The organism is Rathayibacter sp. AY1H3, assembly GCF_002932015.1.
In genome coordinates this window covers 63,046-77,119 of sequence record NZ_PSUU01000007.1, presented here as the reverse complement: position 1 = coordinate 77,119, position 14,074 = coordinate 63,046, and the positions used below count along the sequence as shown (strand labels likewise).

Genomic DNA, 14,074 nt, shown 5'->3' with positions numbered 1-14,074 from the left:
CCCTCGTGGGCCGCCGGCTCCTCCGGCGGCTTTACATTTACAGGGCTTCAATCGCGGCTGGTTCTTGATCTCCTCTAGATCAAATTTGCTTCGCTGCAATTTTCGATAGTCCTACTTGTGCATTGAGGAATCAACTGGGACAGTTACACGCATGCCGTCCGCAACTGTCTTCGACCGGTCTCAGCCGATTCTACCCACCTCACTCCCCGCGCAACGCTTTTACGCAGACTTCACGATAGTGAATGAGTACTATTGGTCAGCCGCCGCTGGCATGGCTGCTGTAGGTGGCGTGCTACACCACTTGACAGACTCAGATGACTTCCGGACGCACCTTGGTCTAACTCAGGGCCGCTTCGATAGGTCGCTTAATCACAACACTTCGCAGTTCGCGGCCGAAATGAAAATTGGCAACCAGTGGCATCGGCGAGCCACACTCGTGATTCTCCTTTCTGCTTTTGAGAAGTATATGAGCTCGGTCTGTTTTCTCGCGGCCCTATCGGATCCCTCTCTCGAGCCCGGCTTCCCAAAGCACATTGAGGGACTTTCCTTACTCAAAAGGAACATCAAATTAGCAGAGCGAGATCTTGAGGGAGTGGTCAAAGGGGATTGGAGCTCACGCATCGCCGCTTACTCCCGCCTTTTTGGTCCGAACGATTACCTGATTGCGCAGGTCGGCGAGCTGGAAAAACTGCGCAATGCACGGAACAAGGTGGCGCACACCTTTGCGGCCGGGACGCAGGGGACCGCTTCGTCGGGCATCATCAATTTATTTGCAGGTGCCCGAGGGATGCTAAGTGAGCAACTTCTGGCACCGTCTGAGAAAAATCTGTTGAAATGGTTTGACCTCGTCCGCGGAGCCGTTAAGTCGGTTGATACGCAGCTGGTGCAAGAATTCATTGGGGGCTTTGAGGTGGTTGCGCTGTTCCTCGAATGGAATGCAAACCCGCAATGTTTTGAAAAAAAGTTCGGCTTGTCCACATATAACCCTGCCTATCCTCTTAGTAGAAACTTCAAAAAATTCCTGGCAGTAGCGCTTAAATATCCGATGACGTCGCGAAGTTATGTCGAATCAGTCATCGCTTACGCAACGAAGCTTTGACGTAGGTGTGCGATTACCTAAATCCCACCTAGTACCGAGGTCGGCCTAGCTCGGTCCGAACACGTTCACGAAGTTCATCTCGATCACCATTGAAGTCATCTCCATAGACCAAGCGATCGAACTTCGCCCCGGCTTTAGCGAGCACGGTTGACGGCGAGCGGTTATCGACGAATTTTGGCCATAGATATCGTCCGAGCGCGATCACGTCTTCCAAGTCATAGGTGCATCCAGCAGACAAATTCTCGGCCAGTTCTGGATATTGCTCTAGAATTTCGGTGAAGCTCATCTCGGACCAATTGCTGGGGCGCCTGCCAGGATAGGGCGCTACTGCGGTGGCGCCAGTTAGAAGAGCTTGCGCGCGGCTAGGGAGTTCGCTTTCTCGAAAGTCGACGCCGTGCTCTGCTGCAAGGTATCTCGCGTAAAATATCGGAGAGAATTTTGCATTGCGAAAGCAATGCGGAATCAGGTGATTTCGCAAGTTTTCAATATTATGATCCTCGGCACCAGCAAGCATATCGAGAAATAGCTCCGTCCGACTATATGCCGAGTAGCCCTTCACGCCCAGTCTTTCGAAAGCGCCGACACCGATCACGACTTCAACATCGTTGACATCCTCACCCTCTTGCAGCGGTAGAACATGCACTCTCTCACTTGAGGCATCTGAATATGCCATCTGCGTGACGCGTTCCGCGAGGTTTCGAAGAAGTTTGACCGGGTAGTGTTCGGGCAGGTCGGCAAGAACTTCGAACATTCCATTGAAGTCGTCGACTCCAAACTCCTGGACGCCGAAGGTGTGTCCGGGCACTGTGATACTCGAACGCGACAGTCCCTTCGGGCGATTCGGACCCACTCGGCCTACGAAGATGAGGCGTTTATTGAAGGTTCGCAACTGGTCATCTGAAAGGCATGAGACCAATGTCGCAAGAAGATCCAGAATATGTGGGTCTCGCAAGCTGTAGCCAATAAATATAACTGGATGCTCTACAAAGAGGGTCATTATCTTCGCTATTAAATAGGGGTTTTTGCGACGGTAGGCGGCGTAGTCCTCCCCGGTGAGAACGAGACTTCGCGGGTTCGAGACGGAGCCATGAATCTTGTAAATCTCTCCGATGTATTGAGGAGCGGCAAAGAGAATGTCTTGCTGCCCGACGTATACTCGAAAGTCCGGAAATGCCTCTTCTAAGACGCAATCGTAATTCGTAGTTATGACCGCATGAACTTTTGCCCGACTTAACGTCTCGCGTTCGGTGAGAAGTGTGGTCTCCGTTAGTTCTTTCAGGCCACCTATATATTTTGCAATCATAAGTTTCAGTGGATCGCCAGCACCTGGTAGGGGCTCGGTGTTGCCGCTCCTGACCTGCTCATACTTGGGAGTTGTCCACCATTCCGAATGAAACTGCTCTGCTATAAGCGAAGAGATCTGTGGTAGTCGGTCGTCTTCCGCTGTTGCCTCGGGAAGGCGGCTTGAATAGTAATCAAGTGGATATTCTGTCAGTCCGGCAGCGTATTCGACGAGCCCATTCCAGTCTGGGGCTCCAAGGTACCGACGAGACAGACCGGAGCCCACGAACAGGATTGGTAGTGACTGACTCGAGCCGAGGAGCTCGGCAAGGTCGTCGAGGCTATCCATAGTTAGGTCTGACATGCCGCAAGACTAATTGCCCTACACACAGATGTCGAGTAGTTGCGTTGCGAGAGACCTCTTGTCAGACAGGATGATGGCTGTGAGATCAAGTCGGCTCGTTCTTGGACGCCAAAGCCCTGAAGAAGTTATTGAGGGAAGGTCGGGTCCGCCTGGGGTTGTGGTGCCTTGCAATTACTGCTGCGCCTGCTCGGCATGCCCGACTCCAGCACTGTGGGTGCCGGGGTGGTGAGTGTCTGAAGGGCGCTCCGGACCCCCGCGAAACAGTTCTGTCAACCTCCATGAGAGCGCTCTCTCGAAAATGCTTGACCTCTCCGTGGGGGCGTGCGTAAGCTCGCCGCACACCTCGTGAGAGCGCTCTCACACACGCGGCACAGCACACGTGGGAGCGCTGTCCGGAGTGCCCCAACCACCATCACGAAGGAGTGACCGTGCTCGCATCACGACGTGCCGGGGTCGCCACAGCGATCGCCGGCGCCGCCACTCTCGCCCTCCTCGTCTCCGGATGCACCTCCGGCTCGGACGCGGCAGAGGGCGGGAACATCGAACTGACCGTCACCACGTTTAACGCCATGGGCTTCGACGAGCTCTACGGCGAGTACGAGGACGCCAACCCGGGGATCACCATCGTCCCGAACAACATCGACACCGGCGGCAACGCGCGGACCGACGCGTTCACCAAGCTCGCCGCCGGGTCCGGACTCGCCGACGTCGTCGCCATCGAGGAGGGCTGGCTCGGCTCCGTCATGGAGGTCTCGGACCAGTTCGTCGACCTGCGCGACCACGGCATCGAGGACCGCAAGGCCGACTGGGTCGACTGGAAGTACGAGCAGGCGACCGACCCCGAGGGGCGCGTCATCGGCTACGGCACCGACATCGGACCCGAGGGCCTCTGCTACAACACCGCCGCCTTCGAGGCAGCGGGCATGCCCACCGACCGCGCCGCCGTCGCCGAGATGCTCGGCGGACCGGACGCGACCTGGGACGACTACTTCGCCGCCGGTCAGAAGTACCACGACGCCACCGGCAAGGCCTGGTTCGACCACTCCGGATTCGTCTGGAACGCCATGGTCAACCAGCTGCCCGAGGGGTACTACACCTCCGACGGCGAGCTGAACGTCGAGGGCAACCCGGAGCTCGAGGAGCGCTGGGGCCAGCTGACCGACGCCACCGCCTCCGGCCTCTCGGCCGCGCAGAAGGCGTGGGACTGGAACAAGGGCAAGTCGTTCACCGACCAGACCTTCGCCACCTTCGTCTGCCCGGGCTGGATGTTCGGCACGCTGAAGAGCAACGTCGAGGCCGGCGGCGGGAACGCCGAGGCCACCGGCTGGGACTTCGCCGACGTCTTCCCCGGCGGCCCCGCCAACTGGGGCGGCTCGTTCCTCTCTGTCCCGACCCAGTCGAAGCACCCCGCTGAGGCCGCCGCGCTGGCGTCGTGGCTCAGCGAGCCGGAGCAGCAGCTGAAGGCGTTCGAGGCGGCCGGACCGTTCCCGAGCACCCTCGACGCGCAGAAGGAGCTCGCCTCGGCGGCCGCTCCCGACCCCGGCATGAACGACTCCCCGACCGGCGCGATCCTCGCGCAGCGCGCCGAGGGCGTCGTCGCCCAGTACAAGGGCCCGGACGACTCGCTGATCCAGGAGAACGTCTTCGGACCGGTCCTGCAGAAGGTCGACCGCGGCGAGATCGACGGCAAGGAGGGCTGGAACGAGGCGCTCCAGCTCCTCGGTGAGCTCGTCGACTGATCCGGTCGGGCCGACGCCCGGGGGCTGACGCCTCCGAGCCGACGCCCAACCGATACGGGAGGTCCGGCCGCCACCGGACCTCCCGGTCCCCGTGCGGCCGGGCCGCCCGCATCCCGGGCCGGCCCCGCCGCACGGGAGAAACGCTGCCGTCCGCCGACCCGAGGCCTCTCCGGCCCCGCCGCCCGCGACTCCTCCCGGTCGGCCCTACCGCCCGCGACCCTCCCGGCCGGCCCCGCCGCATCCCCTCCGACTCCGACTCGACCTCGAAGAGAGCGCCATGACGAGCACACTCACCCCGCCGGCCACGGCGACGCCCCCCGCGGGGAAGCGGCGCCCGGCGCCCCGACTCCCGCTGACCTTCCGCCAGCGCGCGAGCCGCTTCGACGTGAAGGCCTCGCCCTACCTCTACATCTCGCCGTTCTTCCTGCTCTTCGCGCTCACCGGCGCGTTCCCGCTGGTCTACACGCTCGTCGTGTCGCTCTACGACTGGCAGCTGCTGCAGGGCCAGGGCGACTTCGTCGGGTTCGCGAACTTCGCGGCCGTGCTCGGCGACCGCTTCTTCTGGAACTCGATCGTCAACACGCTGAGCATCTTCCTGCTCTCCACGATCCCGCAGCTCGCCGTCGCGCTGCTGCTCGCGGCCGCCCTCGACCAGGCGCTGCGGGCCAGCACCTTCTGGCGGATGAGCATCCTGCTGCCGTACATCGTCTCGCCGGTCGCGGTCGCGCTGATCTTCTCGAGCGTCTTCAGCGACCAGGAGGGCCTGATCAACAATCTGATCGGCCTGGTGGGCATCAGCCCGATCGAGTGGACGAACGACCGCCTCGCCAGCCACGTCGCGATCGCGACGATGGTCAACTGGCGCTGGACCGGCTACAACGCCCTCATCCTCCTCGCCGCCATGCAGGCCGTGCCGCGCGAGCTGCACGAGTCGGCCGCGATCGACGGGGCGAACGCGTTCCGCCGCTTCCGCTCGATCACGATCCCCAGCATCCGGCCGACCCTGATCTTCGTGATCATCACCGCCACCATCGGCGGCCTGCAGATCTTCGCGGAGCCGCGCCTGTTCGACGTGTCGAACGCGGGCGGCATCGGCGGCTCGGACCGGCAGTTCCAGACCACCGTCCTCTACCTCTGGGAGATGGCGTTCTTCCGCCAGAACTTCGGCGAGGCGGCCGCGATCGCGTGGCTGCTGTTCCTCCTGATCGTGCTGATCGGCCTGCTGAACTTCGCGATCTCGCGGCGGATCGCCTCCGTCGAGAACCGGATCTCGCAGCGCTCGAAGCGGCGCTCCGCCCGCCCCGCGACCGCGGACGAGATCGCCGCCGCGGACCCCCTGCTCACCACCACCGGCCTCGGCCAGAACGAGAGCGAGCGATGACCGCCCCCGCCACCTCCGCCGCCTTCCCGGTGCGCCGCGTCCGCGCCTCCCGCGCCGGCCGCGTCGACCGGCCCGGCTTCCTCACCTACGGGCTGCTGAGCGCCTTCATCCTCGGCTCGACCTACCCGCTGTGGTGGTCGTTCGTCGTGGCGAGCGGCTCGAACGCGACCCGCAGCGAGACCCTGCCGCTCGTCCCGGGCGGCAATTTCCTCGCCAACGCCTCGCAGGTGCTGACGGCGATCCCGTTCTGGACGGCGCTGCTGAACAGCGTCATCGTCTCGGGGATCATCACGCTGTCGGTCGTGTCGTTCTCGACGCTCGCCGGCTACGCCTTCGCGAAGCTGCGGTTCCGCGGGCGCGACGGCCTGATGATCGGAGTCGTCGCGACCATGGCGATCCCGACGCAGCTGGGCATCATCCCGCTGTTCATCCTGATGCGGCAGCTCGGCTGGACCGGCTCGCTCGGCGCCGTGATCGTGCCGACGCTGGTCACCGCGTTCGGCGTGTTCTTCATGCGGCAGTACCTGGTCGACGTGATCCCGGACGAGCTGATCGAGGCGGCGCGCGTGGACGGAGCGAACCAGTTCCGGACGTTCCTCACCGTCGCGGTCCCGGCCGCGCGACCGGCGATGGCGATCCTCGGTCTCTTCACGTTCATGATGGCGTGGACCGACTTCCTCTGGCCGCTGATCGTCCTCAGCCCCACGAATCCGACGCTGCAGACGGCGCTCGCGCAGCTGCAGTCGGGCTACTACGTCGACTACTCGATCGTGCTGGCCGGCGCCGTGCTCTCGGTGATCCCGCTGCTGGTGCTGTTCCTCCTCGCCGGACGCCAGCTCATCGCGGGCATCATGAGCGGAGCGGTGAAGGGCTGAGGCCCGGAGACTCCCGCGGGACCGGGTCGGGGGACATCGGACCGCGGGACGGGGGCCTCGGGCCCGGGGCCGTGGTGCCCCGGGTCCGGGGGTCGGGGGGTGCGGTGAGGGATCGGGCAGTGGACTGAGCGGCCGGCGGGTTCGTGGCTCGGCCGGTCGTCGTGCTCGGCTCATCCCGACCGTTGCCGCGCAGGATCCCGCCGATCACGCTCCGCCCGAGACCTCCTGGCCCGACCTCCCGCCGCCTAGGCTGGCGCGGAGGAGGCGACATGGAGCCGAAGGACCCGCGCGACGAGGACCCCTCGAGCGGGCCGGCGCAGCCGCGTCCAGGGGACGGGCCGACGCCGTCGGAGCAGGCGCTGCGCGCCATCCGCGATGTCGCGAACGGAGCGGATCCGACGAGCGAGGCGTTCCGGCTGTCGAACGACTTCACCGACCGGCAGGCCGAGCGGCTCCGGAGACTCCTCGCGCGCTTCCGCCGCGGGCGCTGACGGGCGCGAGGCTCCCGGCCTCCGCCAGTGTGCGATCGATCGCCGCGCGCCGGTCGCGCCGGTGATCGCCGAGGCAGCGCCCCCGACCGCTTCGCGCCACCCCGAACGGCCTCGATCCGCGCCCTCGCAGGCCGCGGACTCACTCCGCCGGCCCGCTCCGCCGCCCCGCATCACCCCCGAATGGCCGCGATCCGCGCCCCTTCACGCCGAGGACGCCCTCCACGGGCCCGCTCCTCCGGCGCTCGGCTAGCCTCGGAGGCACCCGCGAGGAAGGCCTGCATGACCCACGACACCGCCTCGGCCGCCCCGACCCTCGAAGCCGTCGCCGCGCTGGCCGGAGTCTCCCGCGCGACGGTCAGCCGGGTCGTCAACGACTCCCCGCGCGTGAAGGACGGCGCCCGGACGGCCGTGCTCGCCGCGATCGAGCAGCTCGGCTACGTGCCCAACCGCGCCGCGCGCTCCCTCGCCAGCCGCCGCACGCAGACCGTCGCGCTCGTGGTGCCGGAGTCGGCGGCGAAGGTGTTCGCGGATCCGTTCCTCGCCTCAGTGGTGCAGGGCGCCGCGATGGCCTTCGCCGGCACCGAGTACACGCTCACCATCGTGATCGCGTCCGAGGCGGCGCCCGAGAAGACGCGGCGCTACCTGCTCGGCGGCAACGTCGACGGCGCGCTCGTCGTCTCGCACCACAGCGGCGACCACTCCTACGCGCAGCTCGGCGCCTCGCTCCCCGTGGTCTTCGGCGGGCGGCCGCTGACGGAGGAGGGCGGCAGCTACTTCGTCGACGTCGACAACACCGGAGCGGCGCGCACGGTCACCGAGCACCTCCTGGGCCTCGGCCGCACGGCCCCCGCGATGATCGCGAGCCGCCAGGACATGCCCGCCGCGATCGACCGCCTGTCGGGCTGGCGCTCGGCCGTCACCGCCGCGGGGCTCGACGACTCGCTCGTCGAGTACGGCGACTACTCGCCCGAGGACGGCGCGACCGCGATGCGCCGCCTGCTCGACTCCGGGCGGCCTATCGACGCGGTCTTCGCCTCCAACGACCAGATGGCGGCGGGCGCCCTGACGGCGCTGCGCGAGCGCGGCCTCACGGTGCCGGGCGACATCGCGCTCGCGGGATTCGACGGCGACTACTTCGCCGAGGCGAGCGAGCCGCGCCTCACCACGGTGCGCCAGCCCTCCACGGGCCTCGGCGAGGCGATGGCGGACGTGCTGGTGCGCCTCCTGGCCGGCGAGGAGGTGCAGCGCGTGACGCTGCTGCCGACCGAGCTGCTGGTGCGCGGCTCCACGGTCGCGGGCGCGTGACCCTGCGCTGAGTGCGCTGACCCGTCCGCTGAGTCGCCCGGATCGGCTCCCCGCTGCGGTGTGTCGCGAGCCGATCCGGGCGACTCAGCGCGGGACGGGCTCGTCGGGGATCTCGAGCAGGTGGAAGGGACCCCGGGGGAGCGGGCCTGTGCTCCACAGCGCGACGACGGCCCAGCCGAGGTCGGCGTGCGCGACGGCGCCCTCGGGCAGGGTCCGGGTGAAGAGCGCGTAGTCGATCCCGTCGAGGGGGAGGGCGCTCACGTCCCACGCGGGCCGGTCGGCGGCCAGCTCCTGGGACCGCGCCTCCGCCGCCGCCATCGCCGCTCGCGTCCGGTCCCCGGGCAGGCCGGCGGGGATGGACGAGAGGAGGAGCGAGCCGATCGCGAGCGCAGCCGTCGCGACCGGGTCGGTGACCACTCCGTGCACCGAGCCGCGCGGGCCGAGGCGGACACCGGTCAGCCGCAGCGTCCGGACTGAGTACGAGCCGCCGTCCCGCTCGGCGCGGACCGCGAGGTCGTCGACGGGCCCGTCGTCCGTGCGCCCGCTCCCGTCGACGGACCACGGATCGGAGACGGGGACCAGCGCGCGCACGCCCTCATCCGACTCCCTGCTGCGCCGCCGGTCAAGAGGCGCAGCTGGAATGCGGCCCCGGCAGGCCGGCCGGTCGGTGGGGACGCGTCAGGCGCGGAGCGCTCGCAGGACCCGGTCGACGTGCCGCTCGACCCACGTGCCGGTGAAGGGGCCGCTCCGCAGGAGCCATCGGTGGAGGATCGGGCCGAGCAGGAGCTCCGCCGCGCCGGAGGGGTCGGCCGCTCCTCCACTCGCGAGACGCGCGGCGATCGCGCTCAGCTGGGGCTCGAGCAGCAGGGTGCGGTACTGCGCGGCGAGCTCGGTGTCGGTCTGGATCGCAGCGGTCACCGCGCGCAGGAGCGGCTCGGCCACTGGGTCGCTCAGCTCGGCGGCAGTGCCGGTGACCAGGAGGAGCAGGTCGGCGCGCAGATCTCCGGAGTCCGGGACGGCGACGGCCCCGTCAGGAGTCAGGCTCCGCGCGAGGAGCGCGTCGAAGAGGATCGCACCGGTGGAGGGCCAGCTGCGGTAGAGGGTCTGCTTCCCGACTCCGGCGCGGGCGGCGACGCCCTCCATCGTCAGGCGCGGAAGCCCCTCGGTCCCGACGAGGTCGAGCACGGCGGCGTGCACGCGCTGCCGTGTCCTGCTGGTGGCCATTCTCCGATCCTACTGCGAAACGAGACGGAGCGTCTTGTTCGGAGTAGCGTGCAGGCATGACCACTCGACAGACCTGGCTGATCACCGGAGCCTCCCGCGGGCTGGGGCGTGCGCTCGTCCTCGCGGCGCTCGCCGAGGGCCACTGCGTCCTGGCCGCGGTCCGGGGCGCGCACTCCCTGCCCGAGCACGAGCGGCTGCAGGTCCACCGGCTCGACGTCGCGGACTCCTCCGCAGCCGCCGGCGCCGTCGACGCGGCCACGGCGATCGAGGGGCGCCTCGACGTCCTCGTCGACAACGCGGGCTACGGGCTCATCGGCACGGCGGAGGAGGTGGGCGAGGACGAGGTGAGGGAGCTGCTGGACGTCGACCTGCTCGGTCCGCTCTGGCTCTGCCGGGCCGCGCTGCCTGTGATGCGGCGGCAGGGGTCCGGACACATCGTGCAGATCTCGACCGTCGGCGCGGTGGGGACGATGCCGACGCTCGGGGTCTACAACGCGGCGAAGTGGGGCCTCGAGGGCTGGACGGAGGCGATGGCCGCAGAGGTCGCCCCCTTCGGCGTCCGCGTGACGCTCGTGCAGCCCGGGGAGATCGCCACCGACTGGGCCGGCGGCAGCATGCGGTTCGCGGCGCCGATGCCGGAGTACGACGACCTGCGGCGGGAGCTCTTCGGAGCGGCCGAGGTCCCCTGGCCGACCGACGGTCCGCAGGGAGGCACGCCTCCGGCCGAGGTGGCGGCCGAGATCCTCGCGCACGTCGCTGATCGGAGCGACGCCCGATTCCGTCTGCTCGTGGGCGACGACGCTCCCGGTCAGGTGCGCGCCGCGCTCGAGAAGCGCCTCGCGGACTACGCCCTCGACCCGCGCTGGGCTGCGTCCGCGCTCTGAGGGACCGCCGCTGAGGTGCCCGGATCGGCTGGCAGTTCCGGCGTGTCGCGAGCAGATCCAGGCACCTCAGTGCGGAGCCGCGGAGATGCTGAGGCCCGCAGGCGCGGCTCAGAACTCCTCGTAGTTGTAGGGCTCCGGGTCCTCGTCGATCACGGGGCGCGCGATCGTGGCGCGGTTGCTCTTGATGCGGGAGCGGATGTCCTCGACGGCGGCCTCGACGGCGCCGGTGGTCGACTCCTCGTCCTTGATGGAGACCTCGACGGGGACGGCGACCAGCTCGCTGCTCGCGTCGAGGGTCATCTTCGCCTCGATGAGCTCGCCGTCCTCGGTGAACGCCGGGACCGTGACCGCTTCGGAGTGCTCCTGGCGGTCGATCGCGGTCACCAGGTCGAGGAGGGCCTCGGTCACGGCGTCGGTCGTCACGAAGCTCTTGGAGGCGTAGGTCAGCTGCTGCATGCCTCCACTCTCCCGAACGGGAGCGCCCCTCGCGCGGGGTTGCGCCTCGTCGGCCCAGCCCGTAGCGGAGGGGCAGCACGACCGGCGCGGGCGCGAGGAGTCAACCCTCTAGGCCGCGATCCGGGCGTCCGCTTCCCTGGTGGCGGGGCCTCGGGAGGAGGCGCGGGGGTCTCGGGATCCCGGGGCCCCGGCACTCGATCGGGAGGGGACCGGATGCGGCGTCGGGGACTCCGCGGCGACCGGGCGTTCCAGGGCGGCCTCCTGATCGGAGTCGGCCTCATGGCGGCCGTCGACGAGATCGTCTTCCACCAGATCCTCGCCTGGCACCACTTCTACGACCGCTCCACTCCGGCGATCGGCCTTCTCTCGGACGGGCTGCTGCACGCGGCCGAGATCCTCGCACTCGTCGGCGGCGGCTTCCTGCTCGCCGACGCCCGGCGCCGATCCGCTCTGCGTCCGCGCACGGCGTGGGCCGCGGGGCTCACGGGGGCGGGGCTGTTCCAGCTGTGGGACGGAGTCGTGGACCACAAGCTGCTCCGGGTGCACCAGGTGCGCTACGACGTCGGCCTGCTGCTCTACGACTCCGTCTGGATCGCCTCCGGAGCGGTGCTGCTGGCGGCGGGCCTGCTCCTCCTGCCTCGGCGACGGCGCGCGACGGCGTGACCCCGCACGCCGACCACACCCTGCTCGACCCGGGCCTGCTGCTCCTGGTCCCGCTGGCCGCGGCGGCGGCGCTCGGAGGGGGCGCCGCGGCCCTCGAGCGGCGGCGCGGACGGCCGTGGCCGCTGCACCGGACCGCCCTGCTCCTCGGCGGGCTCGCGACCGCGGCGCTCTGCTTCACGGGTCCGGTCGCGGAGTGGTCGCACGCGGATCCGCGCGGGGCGATGCTGACGCACCTGGTCCTCGGGATGCTCGCGCCGCTCCTCCTGGTGCTCTCGGCCCCCGTTGCCCTGGCCCTGCGCGCGCTCGACGTCACGGCTGCCCGGCGGCTCTCGCGGCTGCTCCGGAGCCGCCCGGCCCGTCTCCTCGCCCACCCCGTGACAGCGCTCCTGCTCTCGACGGGCTCCCTCTGGCTCGTGCACGCGACCGGACTGCTCGCCACCGCGCACGCCGATCCGCTGCTGCACCTCGCGCTCAGCGTGCACTTCCTCCTCAGCGGCTGCCTGATGACGGCGGCGCTCGCCGGAGTCGATCCGAACCCGCACCGCGCCCCGTTCGGCCTGCGCCTGGGGGTGCTCGGAGCGGGCATCGCCGCGCACGGGCTGCTCGCGACCGTGCTCTACGCGGAGGCTCCGGACGAGACCGGACGCCAGGCGGCGCTCCTGCTGTTCTACGGCGGCGACCTGCTCGAGACGGCGCTCGCCGTGGTCGTCTGCGCCCGGCGCTTCGCGGCGACGGCGCCCCGGCAACCCCCTCCGCCGAGCGCGCCCTGCTCCCTACGCTCGGACGCATGCTCCTCATCTTCGGGACCCGAGCCGTCGAGGACCTCCTCCGGACGCTCGTCTTCGTCTGCCGCGTCTGCGGGCAGCGCGACGAGCAGCGGATCTTCCGCCGCCGGACGCGCCTCTCGCTCTTCTTCGTCCCCGTCCTGACCGTCTCGACCCGCTACCTGCTCGAGTGCTCGCACTGCGGCACCGTGTCCCCGATCAGCAAGGAGGAGGCGCAGGGCTCCGTCCGCTGGGCCGGCAACTCCGACCAGTGACCGCCCCGAGCGGGAGGCTCTCGCGGTGCGCTCAGCGCACCGGAGCCGGCACCGCCGCGGGGCGCGCGGCGACCGCGGCCGCGCGCCGCGTCGCCCAGTTGTTGAGCAGCAGCGCCGTCACGACGATGGCCGCGCCGAGCAGGGCGACGGGCCCCGGCCGGTAGCCGCCCGCCATGCTGATCGCGAAGGTCGTCACCGGGACGAGGTTCTGGAAGAGCGTGCCGTTGAGGGCGCCGAGCAGCTTGATGCCCGTGTTCCACAGCAGCACGGCGACGACGCCGGCCAGGAGGATCAGGTAGGCCAGCTGCGGCCAGGCCGCGAGCACCTCGGCACCGGTCGGCGGGCGCGCGGAGCCGGTGGCTGTCGCCACGGCGACCGCGACGGCGATCGAGGGGCAGCCGAGCGCGGTGGTGAGCGTCGAGTACCGCAGCGCCGACCAGCCGGGGAAGGCCGCGGCTCCGCGCGTGTAGACGACCCAGCAGATCGCGCCGAGCAGGGCGAGCAGCTCGCCGAACCCCAGCTCGCCGTCGAGGAGGAGGGCGACGTCGCCGCGGGTGACGACGAGCGCGACTCCGGCGAGCGCGAGCAGGATGCAGCCGACGGTGGCGGCCGGCGGCAGGCGACGCGCGCCGATGCTCGCGAGCACCGCGCCGATCGCGGGCATCATCCCCATCATCAGGCTGACGTTCGGGGCCGAGGTGAACCGCAGAGCCGTGAAGGCGAGCAGGCCGAAGCCGGCGAATCCGGAGGCGCCGAGCAGCGCCAGCCGCCACCCGCGGCCGTCGAGCCGGAAGGCGCGGAGCCCCTCCGCCCGGGCGAGCAGCAGGGCGAGGACGACCGCGGCGGCGGTGTAGCGGATGAGAGTCATGAAGAAGGAGTCGACCGTCGCCGCGATGCTGTCCGCGACCGGCAGCATGCCGCCCCAGAGGATCGGCGGGATCAGGCAGAAGAGCAGACCTCGCGACCGCATGGCGCCCCTGACCCGTCGGGTGCGGCTGCCCCGGGCGGGGGCCGTCGCTCGATGGTGGACCCCGGCGGCTCGACGCACAAGAGCGCCGCCGACCCCCGAACGGCCCGTCGCGGGGCCGAGCGGAGAGGGGTGCGCCGGGTGTGGAGGAGGCTCAGCGAGGCGAGGGATCAACTACGACGAAGACAAAGAAGCCGCAAGGACCTTGTACAGCCCCTTTAGGGTGACAAATTTTGCTTGCTTCCATCATCTCCGTGCCCCTAGGTTGATCGCAGCACCCCCCGATGCTGTCCTCTGTCAGGCCCT

General features: G+C 68.7%; 15 protein-coding genes. 10 read left to right on the top strand and 5 right to left on the bottom strand.

Annotated elements, in window-relative coordinates; all coding sequences use genetic code 11:
- Positions 1–238: 238 nt before the first annotated feature.
- Positions 239–1,099: a hypothetical protein gene (locus C5C33_RS18175; protein ID WP_146085746.1), complete on the top strand. Its 861-nt coding sequence runs from the start codon at positions 239–241 to the stop codon at positions 1,097–1,099.
- A gap of 28 nt (positions 1,100–1,127) precedes the next feature.
- Here the strand turns inward: C5C33_RS18175 and C5C33_RS04785 are convergent, their stop codons facing one another.
- Positions 1,128–2,744, bottom strand: a complete 1,617-nt coding sequence (locus tag C5C33_RS04785; protein WP_104260545.1) for an SIR2 family protein — start codon at positions 2,742–2,744, stop codon at positions 1,128–1,130.
- A 428-nt stretch (positions 2,745–3,172) separates the two neighbouring features.
- Between C5C33_RS04785 and C5C33_RS04780 the strand changes: the two genes are divergently transcribed.
- The 5 genes from C5C33_RS04780 to C5C33_RS04760 all read left to right on the top strand — a co-directional run bounded on the left by C5C33_RS04780 (position 3,173) and on the right by C5C33_RS04760 (position 8,535).
- Positions 3,173–4,483: an ABC transporter substrate-binding protein gene (locus C5C33_RS04780; protein ID WP_104260544.1), complete on the top strand. Its 1,311-nt coding sequence runs from the start codon at positions 3,173–3,175 to the stop codon at positions 4,481–4,483.
- A 277-nt stretch (positions 4,484–4,760) separates the two neighbouring features.
- Positions 4,761–5,864 (top strand): carbohydrate ABC transporter permease, encoded by a 1,104-nt coding sequence (locus C5C33_RS04775; RefSeq protein WP_104260543.1) that lies wholly within the window; start codon positions 4,761–4,763, stop codon positions 5,862–5,864.
- Entirely contained in the window at positions 5,861–6,739 is an 879-nt protein-coding gene (locus C5C33_RS04770; protein ID WP_104223961.1) for a carbohydrate ABC transporter permease, read from the top strand. The genes C5C33_RS04775 and C5C33_RS04770 overlap by 4 nt, the downstream gene beginning before the upstream one ends.
- A 269-nt stretch (positions 6,740–7,008) precedes the next feature.
- The gene (locus tag C5C33_RS04765) at positions 7,009–7,230 is read left to right on the top strand and encodes a hypothetical protein (protein ID WP_104223962.1); all 222 of its coding nucleotides are present in this window, start codon (positions 7,009–7,011) and stop codon (positions 7,228–7,230) included.
- A gap of 279 nt (positions 7,231–7,509) precedes the next feature.
- Positions 7,510–8,535 carry a LacI family DNA-binding transcriptional regulator gene (locus C5C33_RS04760; RefSeq protein WP_104223963.1) on the top strand — a complete coding sequence of 342 codons (1,026 nt, stop codon included), beginning with the start codon at positions 7,510–7,512 and terminating at the stop codon, positions 8,533–8,535.
- 84 nt (positions 8,536–8,619) lie between these two features.
- Here C5C33_RS04760 and C5C33_RS04755 read toward each other — a convergent pair whose 3' ends face one another.
- Both C5C33_RS04755 and C5C33_RS04750 read right to left on the bottom strand, forming a co-directional pair.
- Positions 8,620–9,126 (bottom strand): hypothetical protein, encoded by a 507-nt coding sequence (locus tag C5C33_RS04755; protein ID WP_104260542.1) that lies wholly within the window; start codon positions 9,124–9,126, stop codon positions 8,620–8,622.
- Between the two features lie 87 nt (positions 9,127–9,213).
- On the bottom strand, positions 9,214–9,759 hold the full coding sequence (locus tag C5C33_RS04750) for a TetR/AcrR family transcriptional regulator (RefSeq protein WP_104232939.1): 546 nt from the start codon (positions 9,757–9,759) through the stop codon (positions 9,214–9,216).
- Between the two features lie 56 nt (positions 9,760–9,815).
- Here C5C33_RS04750 and C5C33_RS04745 point away from each other — a divergent pair, with 56 nt between their 5' ends.
- Positions 9,816–10,643: an SDR family NAD(P)-dependent oxidoreductase gene (locus tag C5C33_RS04745; RefSeq protein WP_258059797.1), complete on the top strand. Its 828-nt coding sequence runs from the start codon at positions 9,816–9,818 to the stop codon at positions 10,641–10,643.
- A 108-nt stretch (positions 10,644–10,751) separates the two neighbouring features.
- Here the strand turns inward: C5C33_RS04745 and C5C33_RS04740 are convergent, their stop codons facing one another.
- Complete coding sequence (locus C5C33_RS04740; RefSeq protein ID WP_104223965.1) at positions 10,752–11,099, bottom strand: hypothetical protein; 348 nt, start codon at positions 11,097–11,099, stop codon at positions 10,752–10,754.
- Between the two features lie 213 nt (positions 11,100–11,312).
- Here C5C33_RS04740 and C5C33_RS04735 point away from each other — a divergent pair, with 213 nt between their 5' ends.
- Genes C5C33_RS04735 through C5C33_RS19205 form a run of 3 tightly spaced genes read left to right on the top strand, consistent with a single transcriptional unit; the run spans position 11,313 to position 12,801 of the window.
- On the top strand, positions 11,313–11,762 hold the full coding sequence (locus C5C33_RS04735; RefSeq protein WP_104260541.1) for a DUF2243 domain-containing protein: 450 nt from the start codon (positions 11,313–11,315) through the stop codon (positions 11,760–11,762).
- The gene (locus C5C33_RS04730; protein ID WP_104260540.1) at positions 11,759–12,691 is read left to right on the top strand and encodes a cytochrome c oxidase assembly protein; all 933 of its coding nucleotides are present in this window, start codon (positions 11,759–11,761) and stop codon (positions 12,689–12,691) included. Before C5C33_RS04735 ends, C5C33_RS04730 begins: the two co-directional genes overlap by 4 nt.
- Complete coding sequence (locus tag C5C33_RS19205) at positions 12,643–12,801, top strand: hypothetical protein (RefSeq protein WP_374953527.1); 159 nt, start codon at positions 12,643–12,645, stop codon at positions 12,799–12,801. The genes C5C33_RS04730 and C5C33_RS19205 overlap by 49 nt, the downstream gene beginning before the upstream one ends.
- 31 nt (positions 12,802–12,832) lie before the next feature.
- Here the strand turns inward: C5C33_RS19205 and C5C33_RS04720 are convergent, their stop codons facing one another.
- Complete coding sequence (locus C5C33_RS04720) at positions 12,833–13,771, bottom strand: DMT family transporter (protein WP_104260538.1); 939 nt, start codon at positions 13,769–13,771, stop codon at positions 12,833–12,835.
- Positions 13,772–14,074: the final 303 nt, after the last annotated feature.

What these genes read in the sequence shown, in the direction of transcription:
- C5C33_RS04765 (WP_104223962.1), top strand. Translation starts at nt 7,009, where the DNA reads ATGGAGCCGAAGGACCCGCGCGACGAGGACCCCTCGAGCGGGCCGGCG.
- C5C33_RS04760 (WP_104223963.1), top strand. Translation starts at nt 7,510, where the DNA reads ATGACCCACGACACCGCCTCGGCCGCCCCGACCCTCGAAGCCGTCGCC.
- C5C33_RS04740 (WP_104223965.1), bottom strand. Translation starts at nt 11,099, where the DNA reads ATGCAGCAGCTGACCTACGCCTCCAAGAGCTTCGTGACGACCGACGCC.
- C5C33_RS04720 (WP_104260538.1), bottom strand. Translation starts at nt 13,771, where the DNA reads ATGCGGTCGCGAGGTCTGCTCTTCTGCCTGATCCCGCCGATCCTCTGG.
- C5C33_RS04735 (WP_104260541.1), top strand. Translation starts at nt 11,313, where the DNA reads ATGCGGCGTCGGGGACTCCGCGGCGACCGGGCGTTCCAGGGCGGCCTC.
- C5C33_RS04745 (WP_258059797.1), top strand. Translation starts at nt 9,816, where the DNA reads ATGACCACTCGACAGACCTGGCTGATCACCGGAGCCTCCCGCGGGCTG.
- C5C33_RS04785 (WP_104260545.1), bottom strand. Translation starts at nt 2,744, where the DNA reads ATGTCAGACCTAACTATGGATAGCCTCGACGACCTTGCCGAGCTCCTC.
- C5C33_RS04750 (WP_104232939.1), bottom strand. Translation starts at nt 9,759, where the DNA reads ATGGCCACCAGCAGGACACGGCAGCGCGTGCACGCCGCCGTGCTCGAC.
- C5C33_RS04770 (WP_104223961.1), top strand. Translation starts at nt 5,861, where the DNA reads ATGACCGCCCCCGCCACCTCCGCCGCCTTCCCGGTGCGCCGCGTCCGC.
- C5C33_RS04775 (WP_104260543.1), top strand. Translation starts at nt 4,761, where the DNA reads ATGACGAGCACACTCACCCCGCCGGCCACGGCGACGCCCCCCGCGGGG.